The organism is Kiloniella laminariae DSM 19542, assembly GCF_000374005.1.
GTDB lineage: Bacteria > Pseudomonadota > Alphaproteobacteria > Kiloniellales > Kiloniellaceae > Kiloniella > Kiloniella laminariae.
Map to the genome: position 1 here is coordinate 161892 of NZ_KB893146.1, position 16330 is coordinate 178221.

Consider the following 16330-nt stretch of genomic DNA (forward strand, 5'->3'; position numbering starts at 1 on the left):
GAAGCCCCGCTTGAGGGACTACTGGGAACTTAGACACAAAAAAGCCTGCTGAGGTTCTCAGCAGGCTTTTTTAATGAGTAGCTAAAAAGCGATGTTAGCTGTTGGTTCTAGGGGCAAAATCACCGGCTTTTATCTTTTCCCGAAGCTTTTGATTCAGGGTCGTAAGATTGCCATCAACGCTTTTTAACGCGGAGGTGTAATCCGAGCGATAGGTATTCCGGAGGCTGATGCCTTCTGCTGCAACATCTGTGATAACAAAGCTTTCGTCTGCTTTCTTTTCGATGCGCCACAGTACCTGAGCAGTCTCTCCGTTTTCTGTTTTGACATCACTGAAAACGATATAGAAGTCCTGCTTTGGTGTAACCTTGGTTATCTTGAAAGCGGCACCTGCGTAGTTATTAAAGGTCGGCAGGAAGCGCTGGACCATAATGTCTTCAAAGATCTGTTTGAATTCACTCCGGGCCGTTTCGTCTGCATTCCGCCAGTATTTGCCAATCACAAAACTGGCAATCCCATCAAGATCGAAATTTTCACTCATCAGCGCGCGAAATCTTGTCTCGCGCTCGTCTTCACTGATGTCGTTGTTGGCGAGATGGGTTAGAGCTTTTCCCTGAAGGGCAACAAGGAATTGGCCTGCATCATCATCAGCTCTGGTCACCTGTGAGAGGACCAGGGACAAAGCAGCCCCCATAAAGAGGGCTGTTGTAAGGGAGATAAGACGTTTCATCCGGTTCATCTCAGTTTGCCAGATCGGAAACCTGATCATCTTCAGGGAAGATCTCTGTCAGGCCGGGAGCCTGAGTTGGCTCGTATTCCCCGTCATTGATCTCGTTTTCACGTTTCTGGTGATAGAGAGAACGAACACGGGCGTAAAAATCAATGGAATCACGTTCCAGCTCTTCGACAGTCTCGATGTTGCGCGAACGGGTATCAATGCCGTCTGTGACACGGCGACCAATCAGAACCTCGGTGCTGGCAATATATGTCAGGGGATCCATCAATGTGTCAGCAATCATGCCGACACCATCACGAACGTTGGAGGGGCCGAGGATCGGCAGAACCAGATATGGTCCTTCTGATACGCCCCAGGTTCCCAGGGTCTGGCCAAAATCTTCTTTGACATAGCTGTGACCAACAACTTCGGCAACATCGGCAAGTCCGCCTGCGCCAAGAGTTGTGTTGATCAGGAAGCGGGCAAAAGTGTTCTCTGCTTTGGCAATGTCACCTTGCAGCAGGTCATTAGCAAGAATGACTGGTGTGTAGGTGTTGCGGATAAAGTTGCGAACCACATCCCGTACGGGTTCTGGAACTACAAAGCGATAGCCCTGTGCGACGGGCTTGAAAATCAGGGTGTCGGCAACTTTGTTGAATCCGAAAATGAAACGGTTAACAGATTCAATAGGATCATTGTCCCCGGCTTCTACCGTTGCAGAGGCATCGGCCTGCGCCCACTGATCATCCTGATTGCTGGATGCATCATCCTGCAACGCGGAGTTTGGTTGGCTGGCGCAACCTGCTACGAGAACGGCGACAGCTGCAAGAGCTGCAACACGATTGATGAGTCGAGAATTGATCTCGGACAAAATACCTAACCCCACGACATTTCGCCTATCTTTGTTATGGTTCACCAGAGCTTCCCCCGCATTCCGAAAGTTTTGCATGCCTTAACCGCTGCGACTAAATTCCAGACACAAGCGAACACTCAAAATAAAAAATCTTGGTACTGTATCTGTTGTATACCAGAAAGCTTACAAATCCCCTAGCTTTCAGGTGCAAATACAATCTTGTGAAATTAATTATCACAGACATGGGGGTAAAACCAGTAATAAGCGCCACAAATCCGGGAGAGAAAGATGACTGTGGTATAAATGCACCAGTTGTGCGTCATTTTTATAAAATTTTAGGGAATATTCCTCACTTGTGATGGGTAAATGTAATGATATTTTAATGGTTTCTCCGCTTTTTAACGCTCTGGTCGATTCGAGAGAAAACGCGACAAAAAAGCAACTAATTGGAAAGGATTTTTTTGTGACGATACAACCCGGGGACGTCGATCCACTTGTTTCATACCGGGGGCAGGTGCCTGCTGACTGGCTGGATTATAACGGACATATGAATGTCGCTTATTACATGCATGTCTTCTGCCACGGAACGGATGGATTTCTCGAGTTTTCCGGGGCGAATCAGGAGTATCGGGCGCAAACTGGCTGTTCTACTTTTGTTGTCGAAAACCATGTCAACTATATGCGGGAGCTGCATAAGGGGGCAAAGATGAGGGTGGAAACCCGGTTGCTCGGTTTTGATCGTAAAAAGTTAAGTTACCATCATGCCCTTTTTCACGATACAGAAGGATACTTGGCCGCAACTTCGGAATGGATTTCAGTTCATGTCGATCTCAAACGACGCCAGTCTTGTCCCATGCCAGATTTTCTAATGGATAATCTTGGAAAAATTCTTGAATTACAAAAAGAAAGACCTTTACCGCTTAACATCGGACGGTCGATTATGTCGTGGGGATAGGGGCTCTGGTTATCGGTAAAGTTGTCTGGGTATCTACCTGATCGTTTGTCGAGAGGGCAGTTGGTACTGTATCTGTCTTTAGACCTGAGACGAAACAGCTTGAAGTGAAGGTCAATTTTCCTAACATGAAAGATATGAAACACAAATATCTCGCATCGGCTTTCCTGTTCCTGGCTTTTATGCTGCCGCTGAAATCAGAGGCGGCTTGCGTTGATCCTCCCCAACCTGAGGTGAACTGGCAAAGATGTAACATGGATGGCCTTGATTATGATGAAGTCAATCTGACCGGTGCGCGGCTGCGTGATGCGAGTTTTTTGCGCAGTTCGCTAAAGGGAGCAGACCTGACAGCGATTTCAGCTTTTCGGGTCAAGTTCATCAGTACAGAACTGCAGTCTGCGGTTTTCCATTCAGCGTCGTTACCGGAAGCGGATTTTACCAAAGCAAATTTGACTGCCGTGGATTTTACCAACGCAAACCTGAAACGTGCCCGCCTTTTCAGGGCAAACCTTCGGGGGGCAAACTTGACAAATGCGCAGCTCACAGATGCTGATTTAACCCGGGCTGACCTTTCGGGTGCTCTCTGGCTGGATGGCAAGAAAATTTGTGCAGAAGGCTCTGTTGGGCGGTGTGAGTGATTGACGGGAAAGTTCTCTTTACCAAGAAGAGTGCTGGATAGAGATTTCTGAAAGCGTTACTACTTGATGACATGCTTAGGGGAATGATGCTGGCAAAACGTTAAAGCCTGAGGGCTGCCGGTACGGGGAGAACCATGTCAGAAAAACGGGCGCCAAGGCTGCCACTCTTTCATCAGATTCGTCTTTTTGTTCGGAATGAACAGGTCGTGCTTTCCGTGCTGGCGATTGTGATCGGCGCAGCTGCCGGCCTGGCTGCGGTGGGTTTTCGCCATTTCATTGATATGGTCCAGCTGTTTTTTTATGGTTTCTCCGGACCGAATGTGAGTGAAGGCATCATGGACCTGCCGTGGTGGCAGATTGTTCTTGTGCCTGTAATCGGCGGGGGGATTGTCGGGGTTTTTATCCATTATTTTCTGCCGGATGGAAAAGCCCAGGGTGTTCAACATGTGATCGAAGGAGTGGCTCTCAAGGGCGGGCGTATGTCCTTCAGAACGGGCATAAGAGCAGCAATTGCCTCGGCTTTTTCAATAGGGGTTGGAGCCTCTGTTGGTCGTGAGGGACCTGTGGTCCATCTTGGGGCCAGCCTTGGTTCCTGGCTCTCAAAGCGTCTTTCTCTGGGGTATATTCTGTCGCGCACCCTTTTGGGGTGCGGGGTTGCGGCTGCAGTGGCCAGTTCTTTTAATGCGCCGATTGCAGGTGTGTTTTTTGCGCTTGAGGTGGTTGTAGGCCATTACGCCTTGTCCGCCTTTGCCCCGATTGTAATCGCATCGGTTGTGGGAACGATCATCAGCCGGATTTATTACGGTGATTTCCCTGCCTTTATCTTGCCCAAGGCCATGTCGCTGGGGTCTTTCTGGGAGTTTCCCGCTTTTGCCCTGTTGGGTGTTGTGTCAGCTGTTGCGGCGATTGCTTTTATGCGCTCGGTGATCTTTGCCGAAGACAAGATAGGGCAACTGAAATTGCCTTTCTGGCTTCAGCCTATGGCGGGTGGACTGGTACTCGGGCTGATGGCGCTGGTTTTCCCCCAGATTATCGGAGTGGGTTATGAGGCAACAGATGCCGCCATTTCAGAACTTTATCCGCTTTGGCTGTTGTTGGCGCTGATTGTTGTCAAGACAGTGGCGACGGCGATTTCATTCGGCAGCGGTTTTTCCGGCGGGGTCTTTTCGCCTTCCCTCTTTATCGGGGCGATGGTTGGTGGAGCCTACGGAATTATCGCGACCAGCTTTTTTCCGGAATTGTCATCTGGATACGGGGCCTACACACTCATTGGTATGGGGGCTGTGGCTGGGGCTGTTCTGGGGGCACCGATTTCAACCATTCTGATGATCTTTGAGCTGACCAATGACTATGCGCTGACCATTGCGGTAATGATCGCGACCTCTCTGGCCACCGTTATTACTCAACAGGTCCACGGGCGCTCTTTCTTTATGTGGCAGCTGGAAAGACGGGGGATTGAAATCAGGGGCGGGCGGGAAGCCAGCCTGATGAGGGGGGTGACGGTTGTCGACATGGTGCAGCAGGATATAACGACCATTGCACCCGACGCTGGACTTGCGATGGTGCGGCAGGAACTCCGCCGAACCAAATTGGGGCAGGTGTTTGTTGTCGATGAAAAAGGCAGCCTGAAAGGGAGTATTTCCTTTATCGAGCTCGCGGAAGGACTGGAACAGCAGGAGGAGAGCGGCGAAACCGCCACCGCGTTGGAGATTGCCCGCCGCAAACCGGTATTCCTTGTTGAGAACGCCAATCTGGAACAGGCGTTGCAGCTTCATGGTGCGAGCGGGGAAGTGTATGTTCCTGTTGTGAACAATGCGGAGGACTGTGTGTTGAAGGGTGTCCTGCACGAACACGATGTGGCGCTTGCTTATAAAAAAGCTCTGGAGCAGGCGCGGGCAGAAGAACGCGGGGAATCCTGACACAGGACCCGATACTGGATCAGGCCTGGTTAAGAGGTCGGAACTGAAAAGCGCAGGAGAGGATCATTTCCATAATCCCCTCCTGTTGATCAAAAGATTTTCTACGGAAACTGTTCGTCCTTAATCTTCAAGCAGCAAGCCTTCTTTCAGGGCAACGGTGCCAGCCACTTTGGCAACCACCATTCCGGGTTTCACAGCCTTATGCTGCTTTGCCGTAAAGAAAATGCCGTCGGTTCCGGCATAGATGGGAGTCCGGGCATTGGTCGGATCTTCAGCCGTGGGATCGATCAGGGTGGCGATCTGCTGGCCCTTTTTCACAATTGAGCCAAGCTCCAGGCAATAGGTGACAAAACCTGCACCGGGTGAGGTGATGATCTCACAGGCATTGGTGCCGGTGGCGTCACAAAGGGCTTTTGGAAGAGGAGGAGCGCTGCCTTCGACAAGTCCCCGGCGGACCAGAAAGTTGAACAGGGCAGCTGCGTCCTTGGCACCGATCTCATCAGAAACATCGGGTCGTCCCCGAAGTTCCACGGTCATGGACATGGTTGCCTGTGGAATCGGATGGTCGGGATAAAGGCGTCCCAGTTCAGCCCAGGGACGTGTATAGACTTCATCGAAGCTGTTGCCGCCAGAGTTTTCAGCCATCATCACAGCGTAAGAGCCAAAGTCGGCGGCAAAGTCCTGGCAATCAGGCCAGTTATGACTTGAAATATAGAGATAGGGCAGGGAATCATCATCGCAGTGCAGATCAAAAACAAAATCTGCTCGAGATGCTTCACCGACAAGAAGTTTCCGCAGGCTGTCAAACTCGCTTACAGGGACAAGCTCGTTGATCGCTTCTTGCATCGCGGAACGGATGATGCTGACATTTTCCTCTGCATCTTTGCCCAGACGGGTCTTGAGCCGATCCCGGGTCATTTCTGTCAGATCGTACCAGCTGCGGTTGAAGTTGCCTTCTCCTCCGGTATGCAAGCGTCCAAGTAAAACGTCACTGCTGAATTGATCCAGTCCAATGGGGTTGGCATAGGGGACGACAACAATCTCGCCTTTGATGAGGCCTTTTTTGTCAGCTTCTTCCAACCTTTGCAGCAGGTGATGAGCTGCCGCCATAGCTGGAGTTTCGTCAGCATGCAGAGCTGCCTGGATATAGGTTTTTTTACCAGGAGTTCCCGCACCATACCGGTGAAAAATAACGTTTCTCTGAGTTCCGGGAGTTTCAGAGATAAGCGGGTGGCGCTCTGTTTGGCGGGCCATTTTTTGTCCTGTCTGGATTCTGTCTTGAAAGAGGCCGTAGCATACCTTCAGGTACAAAGATCAATCAATAGAGGGTCATCTGTTAAAAGAGGGTGAGCTTGTGGGCGGGCTGCGCTATAAACCAGACATGATGGACGAATCGCAATATAACCCTACTGAAATTTCCACTGAACAAGCGCCCTATATGGATGGCTTGAACGCAGCCCAGCTTGAGGCCATTGAGGCAACTGACGGGCCCGTGCTCGTCCTTGCCGGTGCGGGAACAGGGAAAACCCGTGTCCTGACAACGCGGCTGGCGCACATTCTGGCCACGGGCAAGGCTTTTCCCGGCCAGGTACTGGCGGTGACCTTCACCAACAAGGCTGCGCAGGAAATGAAAGAGCGGGTGGCCTCGATTCTGAACCTGCCAACGGTTGAACGCTGGTGGCTCGGGACTTTTCACGCTGTTGCTGTTCGCATGTTAAGGGCACATGCCGAGAAAGCGGGGCTGGGCAGTGATTTTGCCATCATTGATACGGATGATCAGCTTCGTTTGGTCAAGACCTTGCTGAAAGAGCAAAATCTTGATGACAAAAATTGGCCTCCGAAAGCGGTGCTAGGGGCGTTACAGCGCTGGAAAGATCGTGGGCAGGGACCAGATCAGGTTTCCAGCAACGAGGCCCGTGAACTTGCTGGTGGCAGGATCCACAAGATCTATGTGAGTTATCAGCAACGTTTGAAGGAGCTGAACGCCTGTGATTTTGGCGATTTGTTGTTACATACCCTGACCATCTTCCAGAAATATCCGGATGTACTGGCTGATTACCATCGCCGCTTCCACTACATTCTGGTCGATGAATATCAGGATACCAACGTGGCCCAGTATCTTTGGTTGCGGCTGCTGGCACAGGGGCATCAGAACGTCTGCTGTGTTGGAGATGATGATCAATCCATTTACGGCTGGCGCGGGGCTGAAGTTGGCAACATCCTGCGTTTTGAGAAAGACTTTCCTGGTGCCAAGGTTGTTCGGCTCGAGCGCAACTATCGTTCAACCGGACGGATTCTGGCTGCTGCTTCTTCGGTTATCAGCCACAATGAAGGCCGCTTGGGCAAGACGCTCTGGACAGACGATGACGAGGGAGAACCAATCCGGGTACGAGGCCTTTGGGATGGGGAAGCCGAAGCCCGTTTTATTGGCGAAGAGGTCGAGAATTTTCAGCGGCAGGGCAAGTCCCTCGACAGTATGGCGATTCTGGTGCGGGCCGGAGCACAAACCCGCGAGTTCGAAGAACGCTTTCTGACACTGGGTATTCCCTATCGGGTTATCGGCGGGGCTCGTTTTTATGAACGGCTGGAAATCCGTGATGCTCTGGGGTATCTGCGTCTGGTTAATTCGCCGGATGACAGCCTGGCGTTTGAGCGGATTATTAACACACCCAAGCGCGGGCTCGGTCCTGCTGCGGTCAGCGTTGTCCATATGCTGGCACGTGAGAGGAATTGCTCGCTGTTCATGGCCGCGTGCGAAATTGTTGAAACAGATGAATTGCGCCCTGCTGCCCGCAAAACCATGGCGGGGTTTGTCACGCAGATGCAGCGGTGGCACGAACGTAAAGCCGATATGGCGCCGCCGGAGCTGGCGGATCTGGTGCTGGAAGAAAGTGGCTATCTTGAATTCTGGCAAAATGACAAGTCAGTTGAAGCCAAGGGGCGCGTCGAGAACCTGCGCGAGCTTGTCAATGCTCTGGGGGAATTCGAGAGTCTTGCAAGTTTTCTTGAGCACGTCAGTCTGGTGATGGATACCAATCGTCAGGTCGGACAGGAAATGGTTTCGATCATGACCTTGCACGGGGCGAAGGGGCTGGAGTTTGACACAGTGTTTTTGCCAGGCTGGGAAGAAGGGCTGTTTCCGAATCAACGCGCCATGGATGAGCAGGGATTAAAGGGGCTTGAGGAAGAGCGTCGTCTGGCATATGTCGGTTTGACCCGGGCAAGGCAGAGGGCCGTGATTTCCTTTGCGGCCAATCGCCGGATGCATGGCTCCTGGGCATCGGCCATTCCCTCGCGGTTTGTTGACGAATTGCCGCCCGAGCATGTCGAACGCGAAAGTGACCGGGGGATCTATTCAGCCCCGCTTGAGCCTTCCTATGGTGGTTTTGGCAGTGGCCGCTGGCAGGATGCAGATCGGTCTTCAGATCGTCTGAGCCCGGGAATGCAACGGGCACGGAGCTACCAGAGCGGAGAATCCCAGCTGGTTCGCAAGGCAGCACAGAAAATATCTGAAGGTAAAAGTGGCTTTAGCCGGGGCGAAAAGGTCTTCCATCAAAAGTTTGGCTATGGATTGGTCACTTCTGTAGAAGGCGAACGCCTGACAATTTCATTTGATAAGGCGGGCACGAAAAAAGTGCTGAGCAACTTTGTTGTCCCCGCATCACAGGCAGGAATGTAATGAGTGAAAACAACAGCGCCGTCTGGTGCATTTCCTTTGATGTGCCCGAGGCTCATCTGGCAATCTATGAATTGGCGCTTGAGCCCTTGGAAGGCGCGATTGTCGTTACCAACCCGGACGCGGCAGGGATGATTTCGGCCAAAGTTTATGTCGATGGCAAACCATCACAGGAGCAGGTCGAGAAACTCTTGTCGGACACCGCTGGTGTTATGGGGGGGCAAACCCCGGAGGCTCTGATTGAACAGCTCCCGGATATCGACTGGGTTGCGGAAAGCCAGAAGGCTCTGCCGCCCATCGTTGCCGGAAAGTTTTTTGTGCACGGGTCTCATATTACCCAGGCACCTCCCGAAGGATCTGTTCCTTTACTGATCGAGGCCAATGTGGCTTTCGGTACCGGGCAGCACGATACCACCAAAGGCTGTCTGATTGCCCTGACGGATCTGGCCGACGATCGTAAGATTACCTCTGCACTTGATATGGGCTGTGGCTCTGGAATCCTGGCCATGGGGATAAAAATCCTCTGGGATTGCCCGGTATTGGCGATTGATATTGATGCTGATTCGGTACGGGTTGCCCTTGAGAATGCGACACTGAACAAGGTGTCTGGAATTACCGGGATCTGTGGTGATGGTTATGCGACAGCTGAAGTCTCCCAACAGGCTCCCTTTGATCTGATCGTGGCCAATATTCTGGCTGAACCTCTATGCCAGATGGCGCCGGAACTTGAAAAAAATCTTGCTCCAGGCGGTATTGCCGTCCTTTCCGGGTTGTTGATTACCCAGCAGGAACAGGTCGTAAAGGCGCAGGAGGCACAAGGCCTCAAGGTTATCCGCGAGCTTCACCTCGGCGAGTGGGCGACATTGGTTCTGTCACGGTAAAAGGTTTTCTCATTCTCTTTACCTATATTTAGGTATCTGGATTTATGCTTTTTAAGTATGAGTTTGAAAATCTTATTTATATGTAAAAGGTTAATCCGCAGGCGGACGATCCAGAGCATTGCTTTTGCTCTGGTTGGTCTTCTGTCGACACCTTTTTGTTCTTTTGCCCAGGGCCCCGGAGCCAAATCTGAAGGAGATCTGGGGCGAATAGAGGTGCTGGGAAAGCAAATCCCTGTATATCTTGACGACCTTGAGGCGAGTGTTTTCAGCAAACTGATTTCAAGGATTCACGAAGAAGGTGGACTTGATCTCGTTTTATCGATCCTTCCTGCCCAAAGAGCATCAAAACTGTTTTCGTCGGGCAAGGGGGATATTCTTGTTCCCTATCCGCTAAACCAGCAAGAGCTGACGCCTGGCCGCGAGCTTGATGGTGATTTTCTCGCCTCAAACCCACTTGCTACAATCGACCGCCATGTCCTGACCTTGCCAGGCAGGGATGCGATCACATCACCTGAAGATCTGAAAGGGCTCAGGGTTGGAGTTACGCTGGGCTATATCTATGGCAATCTGGAAGAGATCGACGACATCCGTCTGATCAGCGCGACCAATCAGGTCTCACTTGTCAAAATGCTGTATTCCGAAAGAGTAGATGCGGTTGTTTCTTTCCCTTTTGAGACAAAGGTGATTGCCAAGAAACTGGAACTGGCTCCTCTTCCCTGGTTTGACCCTGATTATGTTATTTCAAGATCCAACATTGTCATGTTGTTTCGGGATACCAATCGGGGAAAAATACTGCAAGGCAGTGTGAACGATACGCTCGCGATCCTTCAGAAAAGTGGCTACCTGGATAGGATATCACAGACATTCGAAGTAGAACGGGAAGCGGAACAGACGTTCAACTGACAGCAATGTTTCATTAGGTCGGGAATAAAAAACGCGACAGAGATTTCTCTCCGTCGCGTTTTGCCAATGCAGTCGCGGGCATAAGGGGGGATTATGCTGCGCGGGCTGCCTTGTTCAGGTTTTCAGCTGCCTTGGTATCTTTCGTGGAAACGAAATCTGAAGAAGACAGGAAAGCAAAACCTGGTTTGAAAGATTTGGTTTCTTTCTCAACGGCTTCAGCATAGAGGCTGTTAACAGTTGCTTCGATGTTGCCGCGGCTCAGGCCGATATCGTTCAGTTCACGATCGTTCAGGTCCCAGAGCTGGCGAACGGTTGCACGACGCTCCATGTAGTTTTTGAAGCTCTCTACGATACCGGAAACCGCAGCATAAATGCGATAAGCTTTGGTGTAGCGGTGTGGTGCAACAGTAACCAATACTGGGGCGTTAGCGATTTCCGTGCGTGCTTTGGTGGCCGCGGAAAAACCGAGTGTTGAATTTTTCATCGATCTATCTCCTAGATTTGATTTCGCGGCCCGGCTGAGTATAAGATCACCTGGGTGTTAAACACTCGCCGCCGTGTTGTTGTCATTATATCTAGCTCATTTTGTTGTTTTCGCTAGCGGTGATTCTGCACTTCAGCCATGCATTTTGTGAATATTTATCGGTAACTAATTGATATTTATTTATTTTTAGCCATGTTAAAGCATTTCTTGCTCCCGGTTAGAAGCTCGGATAATCTTCGAAAAACAACATTGTATATTGTATAAAGGAACTGAAAATGCCCAAGGCGACGAACAGTGATCACGCTGTCCGGCTTAAAAGCTTACGCGCGCAGCTCTCAGAATCAGGCTTTGATGGCTTTATTGTGCCCCGTACTGATGAACATCAAGGCGAGTACGTTCCCCCACAGGCGCAGCGCTTGCGCTGGTTGAGCGGCTTTTCAGGGTCAGCAGGTCTGGGCGTTGTTCTGGCAGATCAGGCGGCAATCTTCGTTGATGGACGTTATACAATTCAGGTTCGCCAGGAGGTGGACCAAAACCTCTTTACTTACAAGCATTTGATTGAAGAGCCGGCTTCGGAGTGGCTTGAGAACGAGGTGAAGCCGGGCATGAGAATTGCCTATGATCCCTGGTTGCAGAGTGAGGCCCAGGTGAAGACCTTGCGTGAGGGAGTCGAAAAAGCAGGCGGTGAGCTGGTTGCAGCGCTGGAGAACCCGCTGGACAAAGTCTGGACCGATCAGCCGGCCCGCCCAAGCAGCAAGTCGATGCCCTATGATATGGCACATGCAGGCTGCAGTTCGCGAGAGAAACGCGATGAGATTGGCCGGAGCCTGAAGTCCAGCGGTGCTGACTGTGCCGTGCTCAGTCTTCCGGATTCTGTCGCGTGGCTGCTGAATGTTCGGGGAGAGGATGTTGCGCATACCCCGCTGGTTCTTTCCTTTGCCATTGTTCATGCTGATGGTGACGTCCAATGGTTTGTTGATAATGACAAGATTACCAGCGAGACCCTTTCTGCCCTGGATAACCAGGTCGAGATTGCAGAGCCGGGTGCTTTGGAAGAGCGCCTCGCAGGCTTTGCTAGGGCGGGTAAAAAAGTTTTGATTGACCCGGCGACCTGTCCCGAGCGGGTGGCAACTGTTCTGGAGTTGAACGGGGCAAAGCTGGTGCGTGCCATGGACCCCTGCCAGAGACCCAAAGCCCGTAAAAACCCGGTAGAGCTTGACGGCCTTCGGGCGTCGCATGTTCGTGATGGTGCGGCGATGGTGCGGTTTCTTAAGTGGGTAACGGAAACCGCTTTGGCTCGTGCAGGAACAGATGCGCCAGTGACTGAAATGGAAGCCGCTGACAAGTTGTTGTCCTTCCGTCAGGAAGTCCCACTGTTTCGCGATCTTTCCTTTGATACAATTTCAGGAGCAGGGCCGAACGGAGCAATCTGTCATTACAAGGTGACAGAGGAAAGCTCTTTGCCGCTTAACCGGGACGAGATCTTTTTGATCGATTCCGGGGGGCAATTTCTGGATGGAACAACTGACATTACCCGGACGGTAATTATTGGTACGGCCAATGACGAAATGAAAGACCGTTTCACCCGCGTACTTAAAGGGCATATTGCCCTGGCGACAGCGAAATTCCCGAAAGGGACGAGCGGAATGCAGCTGGATAGTCTGGCGCGAAGGCCTCTTTGGGATGCCGGGCTGGATTATGATCATGGTACAGGGCATGGTGTGGGCTGTTTCCTGGGGGTACACGAAGGGCCTCAGCGGATTGGCAAGAACGTCTCTCCTGCTCCCCTTGATCTTGGTGTTTTCCTCTCCAACGAACCTGGTTATTACAAGGCGGGTGAATATGGAATCCGGATTGAAAACCTGATGATTGTCCGGGAATCCGGAAAAATGGTCGGGCTGGATATTCCACTTTATGATTTCGAGACAGTTACTCTTTGTCCGATTGATCTGCGGCTGGTTGATCCCTCGATCATGACTGAGGAAGAGGTGTCCTGGCTGAATGACTATCATGCCCGCGTTCGCAGGGAACTGACACCTCTGTTGGATGATGAGCACAAGGTCTGGCTGGAAGAGGTGACACGTCCAGTCTAGATCCAGTAAAAAAAGAGAATTGTTTTCGGGGGTGGCTTTTAAGCTGCCCCCGTTTTTTGTGTCCGGATCTTTTTTATCTGGTGGCTAGGGTCAGAAGCGGGCGTCTTCGGGGTTCTGCTTACGGAGCCACGAGAGAAAAATCTTGAGGTTGTTTGGAATCACTCCTGATTTGTAGACGAGATAATACCCAGCATATTTGTTGCTGTTCAGCGAGAAAAGCTCGACGAGGCGCCCTGCAGTGATGTCCTGGGTGACCCAATTTGAAGGAAGTGTGCCGACCCCCTGACCATCACGGATGGCATCGCGCATGAGATGTCCAGGCAGATGGATACGGGCAGAATGTTTTTTGGGGTTGATGTTATTTTGTTCGAGCCAGTAGTCCCATTCAGCATGATAGTCATCAATGTCACAGACCCAGGGAAGTTTTGTGATGTCCTGGGGGGTGGAAACAGGCGTTTTTTCAAGCAAGACTGGAGAAACGACAATACTGGTGTAACTTTGCATCAGCTTTTCAACTTCATAGCCTGCCCAGTCGCCGCTGCCATAGCGGATTCCGAGGTCATATTCCTCGCGTTTGATGTCAATGACCTCACTATTGGCGTTGAGCAGGAGCTCGATTTCCGGGTGGAGATTGCGAAATTCAGTCAACCGGGGCAAAAGCCAGAAGGTGGCAAAGGACGGGGTCATGGTAATTCGCAAGGGGCGTTCACTGTCGCTTTCCTGCAGTTCCTGCACAACCTCGTCAATGATATCAAAGCTGTTGCCCAGGGCCGTGCCGAGTTTAATTCCTGCTTCGGTGATGGCTACTCCTCGCCCTTCGCGACGAGTCAGCGGGGTGGAAAACCACTCCTCCAGACGCTTGATCTGCTGTGCGACTGCAGCGTGTGTCACGTTCAACTCCCGAGCGGCATGGCTGAGGTTCTTGTGGCGTGCGACAGCTTCAAAGGCACGTAATCCGGAGAGTGGTGGAAATTTACGCATCTCTATATGTAATAAAATCTAACATATGTAGATTTTTCCTGATTTTGATATTCCACAAAGATGGCTGATATTCATAAGGATAATTCGTCATTAGGAGAGTGGCAATGTTAAATATTCTAGCTAAATCTTACATTATCGCAGCACGGATGGACCGGGTTTTTTATCTGGAAACATCTGCCTCAAACGGGCCGAAAAAAACAACGGCGCATATTCCTGAGCATAAGAGTACTCCTGCACAGAAGAAGGTTGTGCCTTCTCAGAAACGGGAAAAGATTTCTTTACTGCAATCTGTTCCGACAATCTGCCACGGGTAACGGGCTAACCCGGTTTATTCGATCAGAAGCTAACTAATGGGTTTGTCGAGACAGGTATGATGCTGGAACTGAGCCGTCGTTTTTCTTTTGCCGAGCGTGAGGTTGCATGGGGTGTTATGGGGCAGGGTGATCCTCTTGTCCTAATCCATGGCACCCCCTTTTCTTCACAAGTATGGCGCAAGATTGCTCCTTTGCTGGCACAGAAATGGCAGGTCTATTATTTTGATCTGCTTGGCTATGGGCAATCGGATAAAACGGGGGAAACCGATGTTTCTCTTGGTATTCAGAACCGTCTCCTGAGCAGTCTCCTAGACTATTGGCAGCTGGAGAAGCCGGAGATCCTTTGTCATGACTTTGGCGGCGCAACGGCTCTACGAGCCTATTATCTTGATCATGTGCGCTACAGCAGGCTTACACTTGTTGACCCTGTCGCGCTGGCCCCCTGGGGGTCCCCTTTTGTTCAGCATGTGCGAACATATGAAGCCGCCTTTGCCGGACTTCCCGATTATGCGCATGAAGCGCTCTTGGCTGCGTATCTGCAGGGAGCGGCGTATAATGTGTTGAGTGAAGAAACGCTGCAGATATATAAAACCCCGTGGCAGGGTGATATTGGTCGCCCGGCCTTTTATCGACAGATTTCGCAAATGGATCTACGCTATACAGACGAGGTCGAACCTCTTTATGGAAAGATGGACTGCCCGGTCAGAATCCTGTGGGGAGAAGAAGATCGCTGGATCCCGGTTAAACAGGGGCAGAGATTGGCTAAATTACTTGAGGCTGAGGAGTTTCACGTTGTTCCGGGTTCAGGCCATCTCATGCAGGAAGATTGCCCGGAAGCAATTGTTGCAGCCATGCTTGCTTAGCAGAGCGAAACTTTGGGGTCTCAACGTAAATGATCTCAATGCTTGCGTAACAGCTTGATCGAGGCAAGGAGTGCCCCGCCAACAATCAACAGACAGGCACCTGCCAGTATCCAGCTTGGCTCTGCCTTCCCGGCAAGAACCAGCACGAGAGTGCTGAGCAGGGGCGCACCATAGGACAGAGCGCCGAGAACCTGGATATCTCCATGCTTGGTGCCATAATCCCAGACAAAAAAGGCGAGACCAACAGGGCCAAGACCCAATGCGAGAATAGCCAGCCATTGCACGCCGTCGGGTATCACCCAGTTTTCTGTTGTCAGGTGAAAGACAAGACCCAGCAGGGCTGTTGCCGCACAAAACCCTGTAACTGCTTCGGTGGGAACGCTGCTGAAACGCCGGTTGAGAACAGAATAGCCAGACCAGGTCAGGGCGCAGGCAACAGCCGCGAGATAACCGATGTAGTGCTCGGCTTCCCAGGCCAGGGACTGGCCTTTGGTGACAATCAACACCGCCCCGCCAAGTCCCATCAGCGTTCCGGCAATGTGAAACCAGCAGAGACGTTCGCCCGGTAACAGAGCGGAAAAAAACACGATCAGCAGCGGCCAGAGATAGGCGATCAGGCTGGCTTCAACCGCTGGAGCGTTGGAGAGGGCGATGAAATAAAGCAGGTGATACCCAAACAGACCCCCGACAGATAACAACCAGACAAGAGGGGGTTGTTTCAGTTTGCCAAGGCTTTTCTTGCCTTTGCAGGTCAGGACAATAAAGCCGGAGAGGGCAGCAATCGCGAAGGAGAGGCTGAGCAGCTGAAAGGTCGGGATGCCCTGGGCCCATGTCGTGAACAGGGCGAGAGAGGCCCAAAGCAAAATGGCTATGCCCCCAATAATGGTTGCGCGAAGGGTTTTGCCATCAGAAACCGGGGATAAAATCGCGTCAGTCATTGGTTTTTTTTCTATGTAATTTCGGGGTAATTTCGGCTGTTTCCTTAGGGAGGAAAGGGCAAGATAGTCTGAAAAAAGGCCTCGGGTCTTGATCTGTATTCCGAAAAAATTGGCCGCTGTTCC

14 protein-coding genes are annotated in these 16330 nt (G+C 51.4%); 8 read left to right on the top strand and 6 right to left on the bottom strand.

The annotated features are described in order from the left end of the window. Window positions 1-94 precede the first annotated feature (94 nt). On the bottom strand, window positions 95-727 hold the full coding sequence (locus B152_RS0111490) for an MlaC/ttg2D family ABC transporter substrate-binding protein (protein ID WP_157231050.1): 633 nt from the start codon (window positions 725-727) through the stop codon (window positions 95-97). A gap of 10 nt (window positions 728-737) precedes the next feature. Next, on the bottom strand, window positions 738-1628 hold the full coding sequence (locus tag B152_RS0111495) for an MlaA family lipoprotein (RefSeq protein ID WP_157231051.1): 891 nt from the start codon (window positions 1626-1628) through the stop codon (window positions 738-740). A gap of 295 nt (window positions 1629-1923) precedes the next feature. Between B152_RS0111495 and B152_RS0111500 the strand changes: the two genes are divergently transcribed. The 3 genes from B152_RS0111500 to B152_RS0111510 all read left to right on the top strand — a co-directional run bounded on the left by B152_RS0111500 (window position 1924) and on the right by B152_RS0111510 (window position 5074). Then, a complete protein-coding gene (locus B152_RS0111500; RefSeq protein ID WP_020592572.1) occupies window positions 1924-2520 on the top strand; it encodes a thioesterase family protein in 597 nt (198 codons plus the stop codon). A gap of 125 nt (window positions 2521-2645) precedes the next feature. Continuing rightward, complete coding sequence (locus tag B152_RS0111505) at window positions 2646-3155, top strand: pentapeptide repeat-containing protein (RefSeq protein ID WP_020592573.1); 510 nt, start codon at window positions 2646-2648, stop codon at window positions 3153-3155. A 134-nt stretch (window positions 3156-3289) separates the two neighbouring features. Beyond that, entirely contained in the window at window positions 3290-5074 is a 1785-nt protein-coding gene (locus tag B152_RS0111510) for a chloride channel protein (RefSeq protein WP_020592574.1), read from the top strand. A 120-nt stretch (window positions 5075-5194) separates the two neighbouring features. On the opposite strand, the gene B152_RS0111515 is transcribed toward B152_RS0111510, so the two are convergent. Continuing rightward, complete coding sequence (locus B152_RS0111515; RefSeq protein WP_020592575.1) at window positions 5195-6328, bottom strand: succinylglutamate desuccinylase/aspartoacylase family protein; 1134 nt, start codon at window positions 6326-6328, stop codon at window positions 5195-5197. 127 nt (window positions 6329-6455) lie between these two features. On the opposite strand from B152_RS0111515, the gene B152_RS0111520 reads away from it, so the two are divergent. From B152_RS0111520 to B152_RS0111530, 3 genes are all read left to right on the top strand, one after another. Then, window positions 6456-8753, top strand: coding sequence for an ATP-dependent helicase (locus B152_RS0111520; protein WP_033406187.1), 2298 nt, complete (start codon window positions 6456-6458; stop codon window positions 8751-8753). Next, window positions 8753-9631, top strand: a complete 879-nt coding sequence (locus B152_RS0111525) for a 50S ribosomal protein L11 methyltransferase (RefSeq protein ID WP_020592577.1) — start codon at window positions 8753-8755, stop codon at window positions 9629-9631. The genes B152_RS0111520 and B152_RS0111525 overlap by 1 nt, the downstream gene beginning before the upstream one ends. Before the next feature lie 213 nt (window positions 9632-9844). After that, complete coding sequence (locus B152_RS0111530) at window positions 9845-10534, top strand: substrate-binding periplasmic protein (RefSeq protein WP_157231053.1); 690 nt, start codon at window positions 9845-9847, stop codon at window positions 10532-10534. A 91-nt stretch (window positions 10535-10625) separates the two neighbouring features. Here B152_RS0111530 and B152_RS23445 read toward each other — a convergent pair whose 3' ends face one another. Further along, window positions 10626-11018: a DUF1127 domain-containing protein gene (locus tag B152_RS23445; protein ID WP_020592579.1), complete on the bottom strand. Its 393-nt coding sequence runs from the start codon at window positions 11016-11018 to the stop codon at window positions 10626-10628. A gap of 275 nt (window positions 11019-11293) precedes the next feature. Between B152_RS23445 and B152_RS0111540 the strand changes: the two genes are divergently transcribed. After that, entirely contained in the window at window positions 11294-13111 is a 1818-nt protein-coding gene (locus B152_RS0111540) for an aminopeptidase P family protein (protein WP_020592580.1), read from the top strand. Window positions 13112-13201: 90 nt separating this feature from the next. Here the strand turns inward: B152_RS0111540 and B152_RS0111545 are convergent, their stop codons facing one another. Continuing rightward, entirely contained in the window at window positions 13202-14092 is an 891-nt protein-coding gene (locus B152_RS0111545) for a LysR substrate-binding domain-containing protein (RefSeq protein ID WP_033406119.1), read from the bottom strand. 370 nt (window positions 14093-14462) lie between these two features. Between B152_RS0111545 and B152_RS0111555 the strand changes: the two genes are divergently transcribed. Beyond that, window positions 14463-15269, top strand: a complete 807-nt coding sequence (locus B152_RS0111555; RefSeq protein WP_020592583.1) for an alpha/beta fold hydrolase — start codon at window positions 14463-14465, stop codon at window positions 15267-15269. A 35-nt stretch (window positions 15270-15304) separates the two neighbouring features. On the opposite strand, the gene yddG is transcribed toward B152_RS0111555, so the two are convergent. Continuing rightward, the gene (yddG, locus tag B152_RS0111560) at window positions 15305-16207 is read right to left on the bottom strand and encodes an aromatic amino acid exporter YddG (protein ID WP_020592584.1); all 903 of its coding nucleotides are present in this window, start codon (window positions 16205-16207) and stop codon (window positions 15305-15307) included. Between the last annotated feature and the right edge of the window lie 123 nt (window positions 16208-16330).